General features: G+C 71.1%; 18 protein-coding genes and 1 tRNA gene. 10 read left to right on the forward strand and 9 right to left on the reverse strand.

What is annotated here, in order from left to right:
* Positions 1–53 precede the first annotated feature (53 nt).
* Positions 54–398, forward strand: a complete 345-nt coding sequence (locus ACGFZN_RS26915) for a cupin domain-containing protein (RefSeq protein WP_393861064.1) — start codon at positions 54–56, stop codon at positions 396–398.
* Here the strand turns inward: ACGFZN_RS26915 and ACGFZN_RS26920 are convergent.
* Both ACGFZN_RS26920 and ACGFZN_RS26925 read right to left on the reverse strand, forming a co-directional pair.
* Positions 388–1,008, reverse strand: a complete 621-nt coding sequence (locus tag ACGFZN_RS26920; protein ID WP_393861065.1) for a poly-gamma-glutamate hydrolase family protein — start codon at positions 1,006–1,008, stop codon at positions 388–390. The two genes, ACGFZN_RS26915 and ACGFZN_RS26920, sit on opposite strands and share 11 nt — an antisense overlap.
* 8 nt (positions 1,009–1,016) lie before the next feature.
* Positions 1,017–2,048, reverse strand: a complete 1,032-nt coding sequence (locus tag ACGFZN_RS26925) for a LacI family DNA-binding transcriptional regulator (protein WP_393861066.1) — start codon at positions 2,046–2,048, stop codon at positions 1,017–1,019.
* A 124-nt stretch (positions 2,049–2,172) separates the two neighbouring features.
* Here ACGFZN_RS26925 and ACGFZN_RS26930 point away from each other — a divergent pair, with 124 nt between their 5' ends.
* The 3 genes from ACGFZN_RS26930 to ACGFZN_RS26940 are packed head-to-tail and all read left to right on the forward strand — an operon-like array spanning position 2,173 to position 5,189.
* Positions 2,173–3,339 (forward strand): phytanoyl-CoA dioxygenase family protein, encoded by a 1,167-nt coding sequence (locus ACGFZN_RS26930; RefSeq protein ID WP_393861067.1) that lies wholly within the window; start codon positions 2,173–2,175, stop codon positions 3,337–3,339.
* Positions 3,340–3,359: 20 nt separating this feature from the next.
* Entirely contained in the window at positions 3,360–4,136 is a 777-nt protein-coding gene (locus ACGFZN_RS26935; RefSeq protein ID WP_393861068.1) for an SDR family oxidoreductase, read from the forward strand.
* Positions 4,137–4,184: 48 nt separating this feature from the next.
* Positions 4,185–5,189, forward strand: a complete 1,005-nt coding sequence (locus ACGFZN_RS26940; protein ID WP_393861069.1) for a Gfo/Idh/MocA family oxidoreductase — start codon at positions 4,185–4,187, stop codon at positions 5,187–5,189.
* A gap of 59 nt (positions 5,190–5,248) precedes the next feature.
* Here ACGFZN_RS26940 and ACGFZN_RS26945 read toward each other — a convergent pair whose 3' ends face one another.
* From ACGFZN_RS26945 to ACGFZN_RS26965, 5 genes are all read right to left on the reverse strand, one after another.
* A complete protein-coding gene (locus ACGFZN_RS26945) occupies positions 5,249–5,443 on the reverse strand; it encodes a hypothetical protein (RefSeq protein ID WP_393861070.1) in 195 nt (64 codons plus the stop codon).
* Positions 5,444–5,611: 168 nt separating this feature from the next.
* A complete protein-coding gene (locus tag ACGFZN_RS26950; protein ID WP_393861071.1) occupies positions 5,612–6,520 on the reverse strand; it encodes a sugar phosphate isomerase/epimerase family protein in 909 nt (302 codons plus the stop codon).
* A 2-nt stretch (positions 6,521–6,522) separates the two neighbouring features.
* Positions 6,523–7,434, reverse strand: coding sequence for an ATP-binding cassette domain-containing protein (locus tag ACGFZN_RS26955; protein WP_393861072.1), 912 nt, complete (start codon positions 7,432–7,434; stop codon positions 6,523–6,525).
* 3 nt (positions 7,435–7,437) lie between these two features.
* Positions 7,438–8,508: an ABC transporter permease gene (locus tag ACGFZN_RS26960; protein WP_393861073.1), complete on the reverse strand. Its 1,071-nt coding sequence runs from the start codon at positions 8,506–8,508 to the stop codon at positions 7,438–7,440.
* Positions 8,508–9,527 (reverse strand): sugar ABC transporter substrate-binding protein, encoded by a 1,020-nt coding sequence (locus tag ACGFZN_RS26965; RefSeq protein ID WP_393861074.1) that lies wholly within the window; start codon positions 9,525–9,527, stop codon positions 8,508–8,510. The genes ACGFZN_RS26960 and ACGFZN_RS26965 overlap by 1 nt, the downstream gene beginning before the upstream one ends.
* Positions 9,528–9,704: 177 nt before the next feature.
* Here ACGFZN_RS26965 and ACGFZN_RS26970 point away from each other — a divergent pair, with 177 nt between their 5' ends.
* The 4 genes from ACGFZN_RS26970 to ACGFZN_RS26985 all read left to right on the forward strand — a co-directional run bounded on the left by ACGFZN_RS26970 (position 9,705) and on the right by ACGFZN_RS26985 (position 13,914).
* Positions 9,705–10,496, forward strand: coding sequence for a GntR family transcriptional regulator (locus ACGFZN_RS26970; RefSeq protein ID WP_393861075.1), 792 nt, complete (start codon positions 9,705–9,707; stop codon positions 10,494–10,496).
* Between the two features lie 225 nt (positions 10,497–10,721).
* A complete protein-coding gene (locus ACGFZN_RS26975) occupies positions 10,722–12,035 on the forward strand; it encodes an ABC transporter substrate-binding protein (RefSeq protein ID WP_393861076.1) in 1,314 nt (437 codons plus the stop codon).
* Between the two features lie 8 nt (positions 12,036–12,043).
* Positions 12,044–13,024 (forward strand): carbohydrate ABC transporter permease, encoded by a 981-nt coding sequence (locus tag ACGFZN_RS26980; RefSeq protein ID WP_393861077.1) that lies wholly within the window; start codon positions 12,044–12,046, stop codon positions 13,022–13,024.
* Positions 13,021–13,914 (forward strand): carbohydrate ABC transporter permease, encoded by an 894-nt coding sequence (locus tag ACGFZN_RS26985; RefSeq protein WP_393861078.1) that lies wholly within the window; start codon positions 13,021–13,023, stop codon positions 13,912–13,914. Before ACGFZN_RS26980 ends, ACGFZN_RS26985 begins: the two co-directional genes overlap by 4 nt.
* Before the next feature lie 93 nt (positions 13,915–14,007).
* On the opposite strand, the gene ACGFZN_RS26990 is transcribed toward ACGFZN_RS26985, so the two are convergent.
* Positions 14,008–14,081: transfer RNA gene (locus tag ACGFZN_RS26990), tRNA-Pro, on the reverse strand.
* A 106-nt stretch (positions 14,082–14,187) separates the two neighbouring features.
* On the opposite strand from ACGFZN_RS26990, the gene ACGFZN_RS26995 reads away from it, so the two are divergent.
* Both ACGFZN_RS26995 and cobF read left to right on the forward strand, forming a co-directional pair.
* Positions 14,188–14,694, forward strand: coding sequence for a DUF309 domain-containing protein (locus tag ACGFZN_RS26995; RefSeq protein ID WP_393861079.1), 507 nt, complete (start codon positions 14,188–14,190; stop codon positions 14,692–14,694).
* Between the two features lie 68 nt (positions 14,695–14,762).
* Positions 14,763–15,536, forward strand: a complete 774-nt coding sequence (gene cobF, locus ACGFZN_RS27000) for a precorrin-6A synthase (deacetylating) (RefSeq protein ID WP_393861080.1) — start codon at positions 14,763–14,765, stop codon at positions 15,534–15,536.
* A 62-nt stretch (positions 15,537–15,598) separates the two neighbouring features.
* Here the strand turns inward: cobF and ACGFZN_RS27005 are convergent, their stop codons facing one another.
* On the reverse strand, positions 15,599–16,345 hold the full coding sequence (locus ACGFZN_RS27005) for a cobalt-precorrin-6A reductase (protein WP_393861081.1): 747 nt from the start codon (positions 16,343–16,345) through the stop codon (positions 15,599–15,601).
* Between the last annotated feature and the right edge of the window lie 38 nt (positions 16,346–16,383).

Here is a 16,383-nt window from a genome sequence, read left to right on the forward strand (position 1 = left end):
GCCGCACACACTGTCGGCCGTGGCACGGTCCCGGCGCTGGCTAGGGTCGCCGCATGACGCACAGCTTCGCGCTCCGCATCCCCGACGCCCGCCTCGAACCGGAGCCCCTCGACCCGCAGCAGATCGTCTCCGGGAACCCGGAGGTCACCGGGAAGGTGGTCTGGACGTCACCGGACGGCCGGCAGATCCGCGGCATCTGGCAGATCACCCCGGGCGTGGTCACCGACACCGAGGCGGACGAGCTGTTCGTGGTGATCAGCGGCTCGGCGACGATCGAGGTCGCGGACGGGCCGACGCTGGAGGTGGGGCCCGGCGACATGGCGGTGCTGCGCGCGGGCGACCGTACGACGTGGACCGTGCACGAGACGCTGCGCAAGGCCTACGCGATCACCCTGTGAGGCCGGGGCCGCGGTGCGCCGCCCTGCCCAGCTCCGTCACCCCCGCGGCCAGCGCCTCGACCACCTCCCCCGGCGGCAGGTCCGCGGCCCCGCCCGTCCGGGCCAGGAGCGGCAGTTCCACCTGGACCCCGCCCAGGCGGGTCAGGTTGACGGGGTTGCGCGGGTGCACGCCCCGCAGGGCGCTCGGGATCGCGGCCAGGTCGGTGACCGCCGGGAAGTGCGGGACGTGGGCGGCGAGTGCCTCGGCGAGGACGCGGGCCGCCGCCCGGTTGCCGCCGCCGAGGAAGACCGTGCGCGGCGCGCCGGGCCGCATGTGGCCGTGCAGGGAGACCGTGAGGGAAACCCGGTCGAGGAACTCCCGCAGCAGCGCACAGCGGTCGGCGGCCATCCGCGGCGAGGTGACGTGCACGGGCCGGCGTGCTCCCGGCTGGGTGAAGACGAGGCTGGTGGCGCCGCAGCGGCGCGCCACGGTCCGGGCGAGTTCGGCGGTGCCGCCCTCGTTGCTGCCGTGCAGCGCCAGCAGCCCGATCCCGTCGCCGGGCACGAGGGCCGCGACCATGGGGACGCCCTCGATCACCACCTGCTCCTCCGCCGGTTCGCTCCGTGCCATCGGTTCCCTCAACCCTCCGTCGGCGCCGGCATGTTGTACGGCGTGACCACCTGGATCGCGGACGGCAGCGCCGGCCCGGCCGGGGGCAGCGCGCCGTGCGCCCGCATGACGAGGTGGCACGCCTCCCGCATGTCCTGGCGCAGGTCGTGGTGGAGCACGGCGGACAGCCTGTGCTCGCGCAGCAGCCGCGTGTTGTCGTGGTCGAGATCGTGGGCGATGAACACCGCGCACTCCCGGCCGGCGTCGGCGAAGGCGCGCAGCGTGGCGTTGTTGCCGCCGCCGATCGAGTACACGGCGCGGATCTCCGGGTCCCGTTCCAGGGCGGCGCGGACCAGGTCGTACTGGGTGGCGTCCAGCCCCTGGCCCTCGGCGATCTCCACCAGGGCGCGCTGCGGATGCCGGGCCCGCATCACGCTGCGGAAGCCCATCTCGCGCTCCTCCTCGTTGCGGAAGAAGCCGCTGCTGAGGCTGGTGAGGACGTTGCCGGGCCGGTCACCGAGCCACTGGCCCGTCAGATAGGCGGCGGTGGCGCCGGCGGCCCGGTTGTCGCTGCCGACGTAGCCGACGCGGCCGCTCGCGGGCAGGTCGGTGACCAGGGTGACGACCGGGATGCCGGCCGCGGTGAGCCGGCCCACGGCGGCGGTCACCTCGGGGACGTCCGGCGCCTTGAGGATCACGCCCTGCGACCCGCGCCGGGCGATCCGGTCCAGCGTCCCGACCTGCTCGGCGGCCGGGCCGGTCTCGCGGAAGTGGAAGCGGGAGCGGACCACGGCCGGGTGCAGGGAGGGCAGTTCGGCCTCCAGCGCGGCGCGTACGGCGGTGCTGAACCGCTCGGGTGCCTGCACCACGATGTCGACCATGAACGTGCGGCCGACCAGCCGCACCTGGGTGCGCTGCCGGTCGAGGTCGGCGATGGCCCGGTGCACCTCCCGCGCGGTGCTCTCGCGCACCCCTCCCCTGCCGTTGAGGACGCGGTCCACGGTGGCCTCGCTGAGACCCGCCTGACGTGCGATCTCCCGGATCGGGAACGGATGGCCCATGGGCCTGCTCCTTGAGGGGTTTTTGATGGCCTGCTGCTGGTTGTTCGAGGGGTTTGTACTGACAAGAATGACAGGGCCGCGTCGTCGCCGTGGCCGAATGCCGTAGCCGGCCGAAAGGACACCGATGTCCGTCGTCTCCGTGCCGGGCCGTGCCTGGCTGTCCGAGCAGGACTGCGACCTGGACGCCTTCCGCGCCCTGATCGACCGCACGACCCGCCTCGCGGACTATCCGCACGCCGCCTCCGTGACCGGGAACGTCCTGGTGTACGAGGGTGAGCGGCTGCGCGCCCCCGAGGACCCCGACGCCCTGCGGGCCGAGCTGGTGCGGGCGTTCGCCGAGGGCCCCGGGATCGTCGTGGTCAAGGGCGCCTGGCCCGACCTGGCGGCCGTGGACCGGCTGACGGCCGTGTTCGAGGCGCTGATCGCCGAACAGCGGGCGTCCGGGGCCACGGCCGGCGACCACTTCGCCAGGCCGGGCGCCAACGACCGGGTGTGGAACGCGCTGGAGAAGGCGGCCCTGTACGACGCCGAGGCGTTCGCCGACTACTACGCCAACGACGTCCTCGCCCTGGTCTCCACTGCCTGGCTGGGCCCCGGCTACCAGGTGACCTCGCAGGTCAACGTGGTCAACCCGGGCGGCGCCGGGCAGAGTCCGCACCGGGACTACCACCTGGGCTTCCTGGGCAACGCGGCCGCGGCCGCCTACCCGGCCCATGTGCACCGCCTCTCCCCGGTGCTCACCCTCCAGGGCGCGGTCGCCCACTGCGACATGCCCGTGGAGTCCGGCCCGACCCTGTACCTGCCGTACTCGCAGCTGTACGAGCCGGGCTATCTGGCCTGGCGGCTCCCGGAGTTCCGGGCGTACTTCGAGCGGCACCACGTCCAGCTCCCGCTCGCCAAGGGCGACGCGGCCTTCTTCAACCCGGCGCTCTTCCACGCCGCCGGCACCAACCGCACGGCGGACGTGCGGCGCACGGCCAACCTGCTCCAGGTGTCCTCCGCCTTCGGGCGCGCGATGGAGACGGTGGACCGCGAGGCGGTGGCGAACGCGGTGTTCCCGGTGCTGCTGCGGCGCGCGGCCGACGGGGCGGACGAACGGTGGCTGGAGAACGTGATCGCGGCGAGCGCCGAGGGCTACCCCTTCCCGACCAACCTCGACAGCGACCCGCCGGTCGACGGGCTGGCCCCGCCTTCCCAGGCGGACGTGCTGCGACGGGCGGTGCGCGAGGCGTGGGCCCCCGAACTGCTGCGGGCTGAGCTGCGGGCCGGCGCGGAACGCCGGGAGAGCTGAGGAAGGGACACGCAACGGTCATGGGACTTCTCGACGACAAGGTCCTGCTGGTGAACGGCGGAACCCAGGGGGTCGGCGCCGCGGTCGCGCGGGCGGCGGTCCGGGAGGGCGCGGTCGTGACGGTCACCGGCCGTCGTCCGCAGCAGGGTGAGGCGCTGGTCGACGGGCTGGCCGCGGCCGGGGGAAAGGCGAGGTTCGTGCGCGCCGACCTGGCGGACGCCGGCCAGGCCAAGGCGGCGGTCGCCGAGGTGGTGGACGCCCACGGGCGGATCGACTGCCTGGTGAACTCGGCGGGGCTCACCTCCCGGGGCACGCTGCTGGACACTACGCCGGAGCTGTTCGACGCGCACATCGCGGTCAACCTCAAGGGGCCGTTCTTCGCGATGCAGGCGGCGGTCGCCGACATGACGGCCCGCAAGGCGCCCGGCACGATCGTCAACATCATCACCTCGTCGGCGCACGGCGGGCAGCGCTTCCTCGCGCCGTACGTGGCCGCGAAGGCGGGGCTCGCGGGTCTCACGCGCAACGCGGCGCACGCCCACCGCTGGGACCGGATCCGGATCAACGGCCTGAACATCGGCTGGACGGCGACCGAGGGCGAGGACGCGACCCAGCGCGCCTTCCACGGCGCCGGCGACGACTGGCGGGAGCAGGCCGCGGCGAGGCTGCCGATGGGCAGGCTGGGCCGGCCGGAGGAGATCGCCGACTTCGTGGTGTTCCTGCTGTCCGACCGGTCCGGGGTGGTCACGGGATCGGTGATCGACTGGGATCAGAACGTCCTCGGCGGACTCGACTGAACCTCCCCTCCTCTCGTCCCCGTAAGAACTGCAAGGAGCCTCATCCTCATGCGCATCGGAATCCTCGGCCTCGGCCGCATCGGCGCCTTCCACGCCGAGACCCTCCATGGACTGGACGCCGTCGAGTCGCTCGTCGTCGCCGATCCGCTCGCGGACGCCGCGAAGGCCGCCGCCGAGCGGTTCGGCGCCGAGGTCGCGGACTCGCCGGAGGCGCTGCTGGCGGCCGGGGTGGACGGCCTGGTCGTCGCCGCGGCCACCGACGCCCATCCGGCGCTGATCCGGGCCGGCGTCGAGGCCGGCGTCCCCGTCTTCTGCGAGAAGCCGGTCGCCCGCACCATGGCCGAGGGCGTCGAGGTGCTGAAGGCCGTACGGGACAGCGGGGTGCCGGTCCAGATCGGCTACAACCGCCGCTTCGACGCGGGCTTCGCCGCGGCGCGGGCCGCCGTACGGGCCGGCGAGCTGGGCACGCTGCACACCGTCCGCTCCACGACCCTGGACCCGGCGCCGCCGCCCGCCGCGTACATCGCCGCGTCCGGCGGCATCTTCCGCGACTGCTCCGTGCACGACTTCGACGTCATCCGCTGGGTGACGGGCCGCGAGGTCACCGAGGTGTACGCGGTCGGCGGCAACCGGGGCGCGGACTACATCCGGGAGGCGGGCGACGCCGACACCACCGGCGCCGTCCTCACCCTGGACGACGGCACCATCGCGGTGGTGTCCAACTCGCGCCACAACGCGCGGGGTTACGACGTGCGCATGGAACTGCACGGCTTCCGGGACTCGATCGCGGTGGGCCTGGACGACAAGCTCCCGCTGCGGTCGGTCGAACCCGGCGTGACCTTCCCGTCCGGCACCCCGCACGACTTCTTCATGGACCGCTTCACGGACGCCTACCGCGCCGAACTCGGCGCGTTCACCGAGGTCGTGGCCGGCGCCCGCCCCTCCCCCTGCAGCATCGAGGACGCCCTGGAGGCCGGCTGGATCGCCGAGGCCTGCACCCTGTCCCTCCACGAGCACCGGCCGGTGACGCTCGCCGAGGTGCGGCAGGCCTGAGGCACGGGTGCGGTGCCGGGCGGACCAGCCCGGCGCCGCACCCTTTTCCCCGGCTTTCCTCAGCCGCAGTACCGGATCAGCCACTCGTCCGGGTTGTAGGCGCTGCGCGCCGGGTCGGGAAGGGTCGCCGGGCTGGTCTCGACCATGTCCTGCGGGCGTATCCGCTCGGGCAGGGTGCCGAAGCGGCCACGGCGGCGCTCGGCCGCCTCGTTCGGGTCCTCGGTGCCGCCCCCGGCTTCGGTGTGCTGCGTCATCTCGTCCTCCCGTCTGCGCGGGCTTCCCCCGTCATCGGCTCAACGCCCGCGTGCCCTCGGTGGTTCCCGGCCGTGCCGCGGCCGAATCCGCAGCAGTCGCAGAGGAACCGGGCGGCGGACGCGAAGGAACCGGGCCCCGCGATGGGGGCCCGGCTCCGGTGGGGGCGCTCAGGCCCCGCAGGACCGCAGGAACCGCCGCGTCCGCACGGCGATCGGCAGGGGCCTGTCCGGCTCGCACGGATACATGTCCTGCTCGACGATCGCGAACAGCTCCACGCCGAGCCGCTGGGCCGCCTCCAGGACGGGCCCCAGCTCGGGCACTCCGGACGGCGGTTCGCACATCACCCCGCGCTGCACGGCCGGCCCGAACGGCACCTCGTCCGCGATCACCTCGGCGAGGATGTCCGGGTCGACCTGCTTGAGGTGCAGATAGCCGATGCGCTCGCCGTAGGTCTCGATCAGCTTGACGCTGTCCCCGCCGCAGTAGGCGTAGTGCCCGGTGTCCAGGCACAGGTTGACCAGTTCGCCGTCGGTGGAGTCCAGGAAGCGCTCGACATGGTCCTCGGTGTCGATGTGGGTGTCGGCGTGCGGGTGGACGACGATGTCGAGGCCGTACGTCTCCTTGACCTCGTGGCCGAGCCGCTCCATGCCCTTGGTCAGGTGCGCCCACTGCTCGGCGGTCAGCTCCGGCGGCTCCAGGATCTCGGCGGTCTTGTCGTCCCGCCAGAAGGAGGGGATGACCACGAGGTGCCGGGCGCCCATCGCCTGGGTGAGCGCGGCGACCTGGCCGACATGGGCCCAGGTCTCCTCCCAGACGGACGGGCCGCGGTGCATGCCGGTGAACACCGTGCCCGCCGAGACCTTCAGGTTCCGGCGGGCCACCTCGTCCCCGAGCCGCGCGGGATCGGTGGGCAGGTAGCCGTAGGGGCCGAGTTCGATCCACTCGTAGCCGGCCTCGGACACCTCGTCGAGGAAGCGTTCCCAGGGCACCTGCCGGGGGTCGTCGGGGAACCAGACACCCCAGGAGTCGGGGGCCGAGCCGACCCGGATGCGGTCGAGGGGGGTGGGGGTGGCCATGGTCAGGGTGTTCCTTCCGCGGAGGGCGCGACGGGTGCGGTGAGGTCCTCCGCTTCGGGGAGCCCCTCGGTGTCGACGCCGCGTACCTGGGCCAGTTCGTGCTTGAGGGCGGCGAGTTCGGCGCCGCCGGCCATGTGGTTGGTCAGCTCCTCCAGGGTGATCGCGCTGCGCGAGGCGGACAGCTCCAGGGTGCCCAGGCGCAGGACGCTGAAGTGGTCGCCGACCATGTAGGCGTGGTGGGGATTGTGGGTGATGAAGATGACGCCCAGGCCGCGGTCGCGGGCGGCGGCGATGTACTTCAGCACGACCCCCGACTGCTTCACGCCCAGGGCGGCGGTGGGCTCGTCCAGGATCAGCACGCGGGCGCCGAAGTGGACGGCGCGGGCGATGGCCACGCACTGGCGCTGGCCGCCGGAGAGGGTGCCGATGGGCTGCTCCAGGTCGTCCAGGACGATGCCCATGTTGCGCAGTTCCTCGTCGGCGGTCCTCTTCATCCGCTCGATGTCCAGGCGGCGCAGCGGCCACGGCCCCTTGGTCATCTCCGAGCCGAGGAAGAAGTTGCGCCACACCGGCATCAGCGGCACGGTCGCCAGGTCCTGGTAGACGGCGGCGATGCCCCGGTCCAGGGCCTCGCGCGGGGTGGAGAAGCGCACCGGCTCGCCGTCCACGAGGAACTCGCCCTCGGTGTGCTGGTGCAGGCCGGAGATGATCTTGATGAGGGTGGACTTGCCGGCGCCGTTGTCACCCAGCACACACGTCACCCGGCCGGCCCGCACCTCCAGGTCGACGCCGTGCAGCGCGCGGATGTTGCCGTACGACTTGCCCGCCCCGCGCAGCTCGACCAGCAGGCCGTCCTTCCGGGGGCCGGTGTCCTCGACGATCGCGCCGTGGGGGCCCGTTCCGTTGGATGTCATCGCTTACCTCCGGGTCGCCGTGCGCTGGACCCACAGATTGATCAGGACGGCGCCGAGCAGCATCACGCCCAGGAAGGCCTTGAACCAGTCCGGGTTCCAGCCGGCGTAGACGATGCCCTGGTTGACCATGCCGAACATGAACGCCCCGAAGACCGGGCCGATCGCCGAGCCGGCGCCGCCGGTGAGCAGGCACCCGCCGATGACCGCGGCGGCGATGTAGATCAGCTCCTGGCCGACGCCCTCGCCGGACTGCACGGTGTTGAAGGAGAACAGCTGGTGCATGCCGACGAACCAGGCGCCGAAGCCGACCAGCATGAACAGCGAGATCTTCGTGAACGTCACCGGCACGCCCACGGCGCGGGCGGACTCCTTGTTGCCGCCGACGGCGAAGATCCAGTTGCCGTACTTGGTGCGCAGCAGCACCCAGGTGGCCACTGCCGCGAAGACCAGCCACCACACCACGGTGATCTTCACCTCGACCCCGCCGACGTCGAAGCTCGACGCGAAGACCTTCCTCGCCTGGTCGAAGCCGTCCATGTCGCTGATGTCGTCGGTGGCGACGTTGCCGGTGACCAGCTTGGTCACCGCCAGGTTCACGCCCTGCAGGATCAGGAAGGTGCCCAGGGTGATCAGGAAGCTGGGCAGGCCCGTCTTCACCACCATCCAGCCGTTGAAGAACCCGATCGCCAGGGACACCAGCAGCGCGACGATCACGCCGGTCCACACGTTCAGGGTGAGCTGGTAGCTGAGCATCGCGGCGGTCAGCGCCGAGGAGATCACGGCGACGCCGGAGGAGAGGTCGAACTCGCCGCCGATCATCAGCAGCGCGACCGGCAGGGCCATGATCCCGATGGTCGAGGACTGGTACAGGATGGTCGCCATCGAGCTGCCCTGGCGGACCGTGGGCGCGACGATCAGGAAGAAGACCAGCACGGCGGCGGCGCCGAGGAAGACGCCCACCTCGGGGCGGGCGAGCATCCGCAGGGCGAGCGGACGCCGTGCGGTACGGCCGTCCTTGTCTTGTGAGCCCGGCGGGGTGCCCACCGCCGGCTCTGCCTGCTGCGCCATGCTCATCACCGGGTGCCCTTCGCGGCGAACTGGGCGACCTTGCCGACGTTGGACTTGTCGACGAAGGCCGGGCCGGTCAGCACCGGCTGGACCCCGCCGCCGCTGTAGTTGCCGTTGTACTTGTAGAGCCACAGGGAGTCCACGGCGAGGTAGCCCTGCAGATAGGGCTGCTGGTCGACCGCGAACTCGATCGAGCCGTTCTGTACGCCCTTGACCAGGTCCTTGTTCAGATCGAAGGTCGCGACCTTGGCCTTGCTGCCCGCGTCGGACACCGACTGCACGGCGGTCAGCGCGAACGGCGCGCCGAGGGTGACGACCGTGTCGATGGAGGAGTCCTGCTTCAGCTTGGCCGTGATGGTCGACTTCACGGACGGCATGTCCGTGCCGTTCACGTACAGCGTCTCAGTCGTGCCCTTGAACGTCTTCTTCACGCCGTCGCAGCGCTGGGTGAGACCCACGTTGCCCTGTTCCTGGATCACACAGACGACCTTCTTGGCGCCGGTGGTGTTCAGCTTGTCGCCGAACGCCTCGCCCGCGACGCTCTCGTCCTGCCCGAAGAACTCCAGCAGGCCGAGCTTCTTCCAGTCGCTCAGGCCCGAGTTCAGGCCGACCACCGGTATGCCGGCCTGCCGTGCCTTGCCGATGACGCCCCTCATCGCGTCGGGCTTGGCCAGGGTGACCGCGATGCCGTCGACCTTCTGGTCGACCGCGTTCTGCACCAGGTTCGCCTGGTTGCCGGCGTTGGGGTCGGCGGAGTAGACGAGCTTGATGTTGTCCTTGGCGGCGGCGGCCTCGGCGCCCTTGCGGACGGTGTCCCAGAAGGTGTCGCCGGGCGCCTGGTGCGTGACCAGGGCGACGGTCATGCGCGGGGTGTTTGCCCTGCCCGCCGAGGCGTTCTGCGCCGCCTCCTCGGCCTTCTTGCCGCCGTGGCTGCTGGCGCAGCCGGCGAGGGTCAGGGCCGCCGCGGCGGCCACCGCGACCACCGGGGCCAGCCTCCGGGAGCGGGAGGGAGAAGAGCGGTCCATCTTTCCTGCACCTCACTGTGCGTGCGACGGGGGAAGGGACGCTGTTGCGTTGGCACGGGATCCAAGTCCCTGGCGAGCCCGCTGTCAATACTTTGTTAAGACATCATTTCACAAGCAGGTCCGAATGTAAGTACAAACCATTGACACCCTTGCCTCCGCGGCCTACACCTGTCAGGCATGAGCCCAGTACACCGCACCCCGCAGCGAACGGCACCGGGCGAGCGCGCGGCCGACTCCCTGAACCTCACCCTGGACCGCTCCAGCCCGGTACCGCTGTACTACCAGCTCGCGCAGCAGCTCGAGGCCGCCATCGAACACGGCACGCTGGCCCCGGGCAACCTCCTCGGCAACGAGGTCGACCTCTCCGTACGCCTCGGCCTGTCCCGGCCCACCGTGCGCCAGGCGATCCAGTCGCTGGTCGACAAGGGCCTGCTGGTGCGCCGGCGGGGGGTGGGCACCCAGGTCGTGCACAGCCAGGTCCGGCGGCCGCTGGAACTCAGCAGCCTCTACGACGACCTGGAGACGGCCGGCCAGGCCCCGACCACCCGGGTGCTGCGCAACGAGCGGATCCCCGCGAGCACCGAGGTGGCCGCCGCCCTCGGGATCGCGGAGGGCGCCGAGGTCGTCGTGCTGGAACGGCTGCGCGGCACCCACGACCGGCCGGTGGCCTTCCTCCGCAACTTCCTCCCGGCCACCCTGCTCGAACCGCCCACCGACCGGCTGGAGTCGACGGGTCTGTACCGCCTGATGCGCTCCGCCGGGATCGTCCTGCACAGCGCCCGCCAGTCCATCGGCGCGCGCGGCGCGACGGCCGAGGAGGGCGCCCTGCTGGACGAGCGGGAGGGCGCCGCCCTGCTCACCATGCGGCGCACCGCGTACGACGTCACGGGCCGGCCGGTGGAGTACGGCAGCCACGTGTACCGGGCGTCGCGCTACGCCTTCGACTTCCAGTTGCTGGTCAGGAGCTGAAACGGAACCACCCCCCTCGCCTTCAACAAAGTTGCAGGTGACGGTGACGATTACGTTTCGGGCAAGAGACACCCCAGCGCGACCCGGCCTATTGACTCATGAGCGGACATGGGGCTGTTATTACGCCCACGATGTTCGGTCGAGTTGATTTCTGAGCGGTTTCGACAACCTTTCGGGTGATCGACTCATCCCCTTGACCGAGCCCTGCATTCCTCAGGAGCCGCCATGCGCCTCTCTCCCTCCGGTCTCTCCGTGCCGGGTCCCAGCCGCCGTTCGGTCCTGCGTGGCGCAGGCAGCGCCGCCCTGCTGGCCGGTGCCGGCATACCCCTGCTGTCCGCCTGCGGAGGCAGCGGTTCCTCCTCGGACCCGAAGACCGTCACCCTCGGCTCCAACGCCTCGGACGCGGTGCCGAAGAAGGCGTTCGCCCAGATCTACGCGGCCTTCACGAAGCAGTCCGGCATCAAGGTCGACGTCAACACAAAGGACCACAACACCTTCCAGGAGCAGATCAACTCCTATCTCCAGGGCACGCCGGACGACGTGTTCACCTGGTTCGCCGGCTACCGCATGCAGTTCTTCGCGGCGAAGAACCTGGCCTCGCCCATCGACGACGTGTGGGCGAAGATCGGGGACAACTTCCCCGACGCGATGAAGCAGCTCAGCAAGGGCGAGGACGGCAAGTACTACTTCGTGCCGCTGTACACGTACCCGTGGGCGCTGTTCTACCGCAAGAGCGTCTTCCAGCAGCACGGCTACAAGATCCCCACCACTTGGGACCAACTCGTCGCGCTGTGCAAGCAGATGAAGAAGGACGGCCTGGTCCCGATCGCCTTCGGCGACAAGGACGCCTGGCCGGCGATGGGCACCTTCGACCAGATCAACTTCCGCCTGAACGGCTACGACTTCCACAAGTCCCTGATGGCGGGCAAGGAGTCGTGGACGGACCCCAAGGTGAAGGCCGTCTTCGACCACTGGGCGGAGCTGCTGCCCTACCACCAGGACGGCTTCATGGGCCGCACCTGGCAGGACGCGGCGCAGACCCTCGTGTCCAAGAAGGCCGGCATGTACCTCCTCGGCTCCTTCGTGGGCCAGCAGTTCACCAACAAGGCCGACCTGGACGACCTCGACTTCTTCGCCTTCCCGGAGATCAACCCCGCCTACGGCCAGGACACGGTCGAGGCGCCCACCGACGGGTTCATGGTCAGCAAGTCGCCGAAGAACCACGACGGCGTCGTCAAGCTCATGGAGTTCCTGGGCACCCCCGAGGCCGAGGCGACCTACCTCAAGGCCGACAACAGCGTGGTGGCCGCCTCCAGCAAGGCGGACACCTCCTCGTACACCGCGCTGCAGAAGAAGGCGTACACGATGATCAGCGGCGCCAAGAGCCTCACCCAGTTCATGGACCGCGACTCCCGCCCCGACTTCACCTCCACGGTGATGCAGCCGGGCCTGCAGAAGTTCCTCCAGAACCCCAAGGGCGTGGACAGCCTGCTGTCGTCCATCGAGCGCCAGAAGAAGACGATCTTCGCGTCCCAGTGAGCGGCCCGATGACGACCGATACGACCACGACGCCCCCGGAGGCGGCCGCCGTGCCGCCTCCGGGCGCCTCGCCCGCGCGCACGCGGGCCGCACACGGCCACCGCCGTCTGCTGACCCGCCGCGACCGCGTCACGCTCGCCCTGATGGCGGGCGTGCCGACGATCCTGCACGTGCTCCTGGTGTGGGTCACCGCGATCGCCTCGATCTTCCTTGCCTTCACCACCTGGGACGGCATCGGGTTCGACTCGATCAAGTGGGTGGGCCTGGACAACTTCAAGCAACTCTTCAGCGACAACCCGCAGTTCTGGCCCGCCGTCCAGCACAACGTGATCTGGTTCGTCGTGCTGATCCTGATCCCGACGCCGTTCGGCCTGTTCCTGGCCGTGCAGCTGGACAAGCGGATCCGGTTCAGCCGGGTCTACCAGACGGCGTTCTTCCTGCCGGTCGTCATCTCGATGGCCTGCATCGGCTTCGTCTGGCAGCTGGTCTACAACCCCGACACCGGTCTGATCAACAGCATCATCGGGGCCAACAAGCCCGGCCACTACATCGACTGGATCGGCGACCCGCACCTCAACCTGTGGGCGGTCCTGATCGCCGCGTCCTGGCGGCACACCGGCTACATGATGATCCTGTACCTGGCCGGCCTGAAGAGCGTCGACCCCTCCCTGAGGGAGGCCGCCGCGCTCGACGGCGCGAACGAGTGGCAGACGTTCAAGAGCGTCATCTTCCCCACCCTGCGCCCGACCAACACCGTCGTGCTGGTCGTCACCATCATCGAGGCGCTGCGCGCCTTCGACCTGGTCTTCGTCTTCAACAAGGGCGCCCAGGGCACCGAGTTGCTGTCGATCCTGGTCACCAACAACATCATCGGCGAGTCCAGCCGCATCGGGTACGGCTCCGCCATCGCCGTCGTCCTGCTGGTGATCTCCCTCGCGGTGATCATCCCGTACCTGATCGCCACCTTCCGGAAGGAGCGGCGCGCATGAGCAGCACCACCGTCGCGGCGCCGCTGAAGCGGCGCGCCCCGATCCGCCCGGCCCGCGTCCTGCTGCACGTCTTCCTCGCCGGTACGGCGCTGGCGTGGCTGGCGCCGCTGCTGTGGGCGGTCTTCTCGGCCCTGCGGCCGTACAGCGAGACCAGCGCCAAGGGGTACGTCTCCTGGCCGGACAAGCTGACGTTCGAGAACTTCACGAACGCCTTCAAACAGTCCGACATGCTGCACTACTTCGGCAACACGCTGGTCATCGCGGTGCCGGCGGTGCTGCTGACCCTGTTCCTGTCCTCCTGTGTGGCGTTCTACGTCGCCCGGTTCGACTTCCGCGTCAACCTCGCCCTCCTGCTGGTCTTCACGGCCGGCAACCTGCTCCCGCAGCAGGTCATCATCACCCCGCTGTACCGGCTGTACCTGCTGACGAACCTGCCGGGCATCACCCAGAGCGGCAAGCTGTACGACTCCGCGCTCGGCCTGGTCCTCATCCACGTGGCGTTCCAGTCGGGGTTCTGCGCGTTCGTGCTCAGCAACTACATGCGCTCGCTCCCGCACGAGCTGACGGAGGCCGCGCTGGTCGACGGCGCCTCGGTGTGGCGGCTGTACTGGCAGATCACGCTGCCGCTGTGCAAGCCGGCGATGGCGGCCCTGGCGACCCTGCTGTCGATCTGGATCTACAACGACTTCTTCTGGGCGCTGGTACTGATCTCGACCGGGCAGAACATGCCGATCACCTCGGCGCTGAACAACCTCTCCGGCCAGTACTTCACCGACCCCAACCTGGTCGCCGCCGGCTCCCTGCTGACCGCCATCCCCACGCTGATCGTGTACTTCGCCCTGCAACGCCAGTTCGTCAGCGGCCTGACGCTGGGCTCCAACAAGGGCTGAGAGGCCCGCACGCGAAAGAGAGCAGGGACCGGAAATGACCAAGGGGTGGTGCCGGATTGTTCCGGCACCACCCCTGATCTGCGTTTCCGCACGTCGGGACGACAGGATTTGAACCTGCGACCCCTTGACCCCCAGTCAAGTGCGCTACCAAGCTGCGCCACGTCCCGATGCACTCACCCACGGTGACCCGTGTGATCGCGCGAACAGCACTTTACCCCACCTGCCGGGGTGGGCCGAAGGGGGCCCGGGGGCGAGCCGGGGACAATCGGCCGTATGACGAACGCGGACGCATCGGATGCCAGGGACCGGGACGCTCAGGGGCGGGCGCGCAGTGCGCGGCCGCGGGACGGGCTCGGCCGGCCGCTGCCCTACGGCGCGGAGGGCGTCCCCCGGCAGCCGGAGGGTGTCGTGCGGGCGCCGGCGGAGACGGTCGCCGAGGCGCAGGCGCTGCTGGACGCCGGGAAGCCGTTCCACGCGCACGAGGTGTTCGAGGACGCCTGGAAGTCGGGGCCCGAGGACGAGCGCACGCTGTGGCGGGGGCTGGCCCAGCTGGCGGTGGGGCTGACGCACGCGGCGCGCGGGAACGCCGTCGGCGGCGCCCGGCTGCTGCGGCGCGGCGCGGGGGCGCTCGCGCAGTGGGAGACCGGTGAGGGCGAGGACCGGCCGTACGGCATCGACCTCGCCGGGCTCGCCCGGTGGGCGCGGGAACTGGCGGACCGGGTGGAGGGCGGGGAACTGCCCGTGGACGCGGCCGAGGAGGCGCCCCGGCTGCGGTCCTGACCCGTCCGCCGCGGTCGGGTGGTGCGGGCGGTGCGCCCGCTGTCGGTGGCGTACGGCAGACTCGGGGCGTGCGAAAGATTCATGTCATCGGTATCGGCGCGGGCGACCCCGACCAGCTGACCCTGCAGGCGGTCAAGGCGCTGCGGAGCACGGACGTGTTCTTCCTGCTCGACAAGGGCGAGGTGAAGAGCGATCTCACCCAGCTCCGCCGGGACATGCTGGACGCGCATCTGCCCGAGGGTTCGTACCGGGTGGTCCAGGCCCGTGACCCGGAGCGGGACCGCAGGGCGGGCGGGGCGGCGTACTCGCCGGCGGTGGAGGACTGGCGCAGCGCCCGCGCCGGGATCTACGAGCGGCTGATCGCCGGGGAGCTGGGCGAGGACGGCACGGGCGCGTTCCTGGTGTGGGGCGATCCCGCGTTGTACGACAGCACGCTGGGGATTCTCCAGGAGGTGCTGGCGCGCGGCACGGTCGCGTTCGAGTACGACGTCATCCCCGGCATCAGCAGCGTCTCCGCGCTGGTCGCCCGCCACCGCACGGGCCTGAACCGGGTGGCCCGCCCGGTGCAGATCACCACCGGGCGCCGGCTGGCCGAGGGTTTCCCCGAAGGCGTGGACGACGTGGTGGTGATGCTGGACGCCCATCAGGCCTTCCGGCGGTACGCCGGCGACGACATCGACATCTACTGGGGGGCCTACATAGGCACTGCGGACGAGATCCTGGTCTCCGGTCCGATCGCCGAGGCCGCTCCGCGCATCGAGCGGGTGCGGGCCGAGGCGCGCGAGCGCAAGGGGTGGATCATGGACACGTACCTGCTGCGCAGAAACCCCGGGGAGCAGTAGGAGGGCAGGAGGGGTGGGCCTCCGGGTGCCGCGTGCCGCCGACCGGATCCGCGCGTCGGTCCTCAGCCCGGGCTGAGCCCCAGCCGCGCCAGTACGCCCGCCACGTCGGGCACCGCCGTCACGCCCTGCGGCAGCGGCGGGCGGCGTACGACGACCACGGGCAGGGCGAGTTCGCGCGCGGCCGTCAGTTTCGCCGCCGTCGCCTCGCCGCCGCTGTCCTTGGTGACCAGCACCTCGATGCGGCGGGTGCACAGCAGTCCGGTCTCGTCGGCCACCGTGAACGGGCCGCGGGCGAGGACCACTTCGGTGTGCGGCGGCATGGGCGGCTCCGGCGGCTCCACCGACCGTACGACGAAGTGCAGGTCCGTCAGGTGGGCGAAGGCGGCGAGGCCCAGCCGTCCGGTGCTGAGGAACACCCGGCGGCCGAGACCGGGGAGGGCCTCGGCGGCCCCGGCCAGGGAAGGGACGTCGTACCAGCGGTCGCCCGGGCCGGGGCGCCAGCCGGGGCGGCGCAGGACGACGAGGGGCACGCCCGTGGCCGCCGCCGCGCGGGCCGCGCCCGCCGTGATGGTCTCGGCGAAGGGGTGGGTGGCGTCGACCAGGGCGTCGACGTGGTGCGTGCGCAGCCAGCCGGCCAGGCCCTCCGCGCCGCCGAAGCCGCCGGTCCGTACCTCGCCCGCCACCGCTGCCGGCCGTGCGACCCGGCCGGCCAGGGACGTGGTGACCCGGACGCCGGGCCGGGCGGCGAGGTCGGCGGCGAGGCGGCGGGCCTCGGTGGTGCCGCCGAGGACGAGGACGTGCGCGGGCATAGGGGTGAGCGTACGAGGTGGTTCGGTCCGGTCGGGGT

It is taken from the genome of Streptomyces sp. NPDC048192 (genome assembly GCF_043202415.1).
Classification (GTDB): Bacteria; Actinomycetota; Actinomycetes; order Streptomycetales; family Streptomycetaceae; genus Streptomyces.

Excerpts from the sequence above, each read along its gene's own strand:
- ACGFZN_RS26950 (WP_393861071.1), bottom strand. The coding sequence starts at position 6,520 with ATGGCCACCCCCACCCCCCTCGACCGCATCCGGGTCGGCTCGGCCCCC.
- ACGFZN_RS26940 (WP_393861069.1), top strand. The coding sequence starts at position 4,185 with ATGCGCATCGGAATCCTCGGCCTCGGCCGCATCGGCGCCTTCCACGCC.
- ACGFZN_RS26980 (WP_393861077.1), top strand. The coding sequence starts at position 12,044 with ATGACGACCGATACGACCACGACGCCCCCGGAGGCGGCCGCCGTGCCG.
- ACGFZN_RS27005 (WP_393861081.1), bottom strand. The coding sequence starts at position 16,345 with ATGCCCGCGCACGTCCTCGTCCTCGGCGGCACCACCGAGGCCCGCCGC.
- ACGFZN_RS26930 (WP_393861067.1), top strand. The coding sequence starts at position 2,173 with ATGTCCGTCGTCTCCGTGCCGGGCCGTGCCTGGCTGTCCGAGCAGGAC.
- ACGFZN_RS26955 (WP_393861072.1), bottom strand. The coding sequence starts at position 7,434 with ATGACATCCAACGGAACGGGCCCCCACGGCGCGATCGTCGAGGACACC.
- ACGFZN_RS26995 (WP_393861079.1), top strand. The coding sequence starts at position 14,188 with ATGACGAACGCGGACGCATCGGATGCCAGGGACCGGGACGCTCAGGGG.
- ACGFZN_RS26920 (WP_393861065.1), bottom strand. The coding sequence starts at position 1,008 with ATGGCACGGAGCGAACCGGCGGAGGAGCAGGTGGTGATCGAGGGCGTC.
- ACGFZN_RS26925 (WP_393861066.1), bottom strand. The coding sequence starts at position 2,048 with ATGGGCCATCCGTTCCCGATCCGGGAGATCGCACGTCAGGCGGGTCTC.
- ACGFZN_RS26935 (WP_393861068.1), top strand. The coding sequence starts at position 3,360 with ATGGGACTTCTCGACGACAAGGTCCTGCTGGTGAACGGCGGAACCCAG.
- ACGFZN_RS26975 (WP_393861076.1), top strand. The coding sequence starts at position 10,722 with ATGCGCCTCTCTCCCTCCGGTCTCTCCGTGCCGGGTCCCAGCCGCCGT.
- ACGFZN_RS26960 (WP_393861073.1), bottom strand. The coding sequence starts at position 8,508 with ATGAGCATGGCGCAGCAGGCAGAGCCGGCGGTGGGCACCCCGCCGGGC.
- ACGFZN_RS26970 (WP_393861075.1), top strand. The coding sequence starts at position 9,705 with ATGAGCCCAGTACACCGCACCCCGCAGCGAACGGCACCGGGCGAGCGC.
- ACGFZN_RS26945 (WP_393861070.1), bottom strand. The coding sequence starts at position 5,443 with ATGACGCAGCACACCGAAGCCGGGGGCGGCACCGAGGACCCGAACGAG.
- ACGFZN_RS26915 (WP_393861064.1), top strand. The coding sequence starts at position 54 with ATGACGCACAGCTTCGCGCTCCGCATCCCCGACGCCCGCCTCGAACCG.
- ACGFZN_RS26965 (WP_393861074.1), bottom strand. The coding sequence starts at position 9,527 with ATGGACCGCTCTTCTCCCTCCCGCTCCCGGAGGCTGGCCCCGGTGGTC.
- ACGFZN_RS26985 (WP_393861078.1), top strand. The coding sequence starts at position 13,021 with ATGAGCAGCACCACCGTCGCGGCGCCGCTGAAGCGGCGCGCCCCGATC.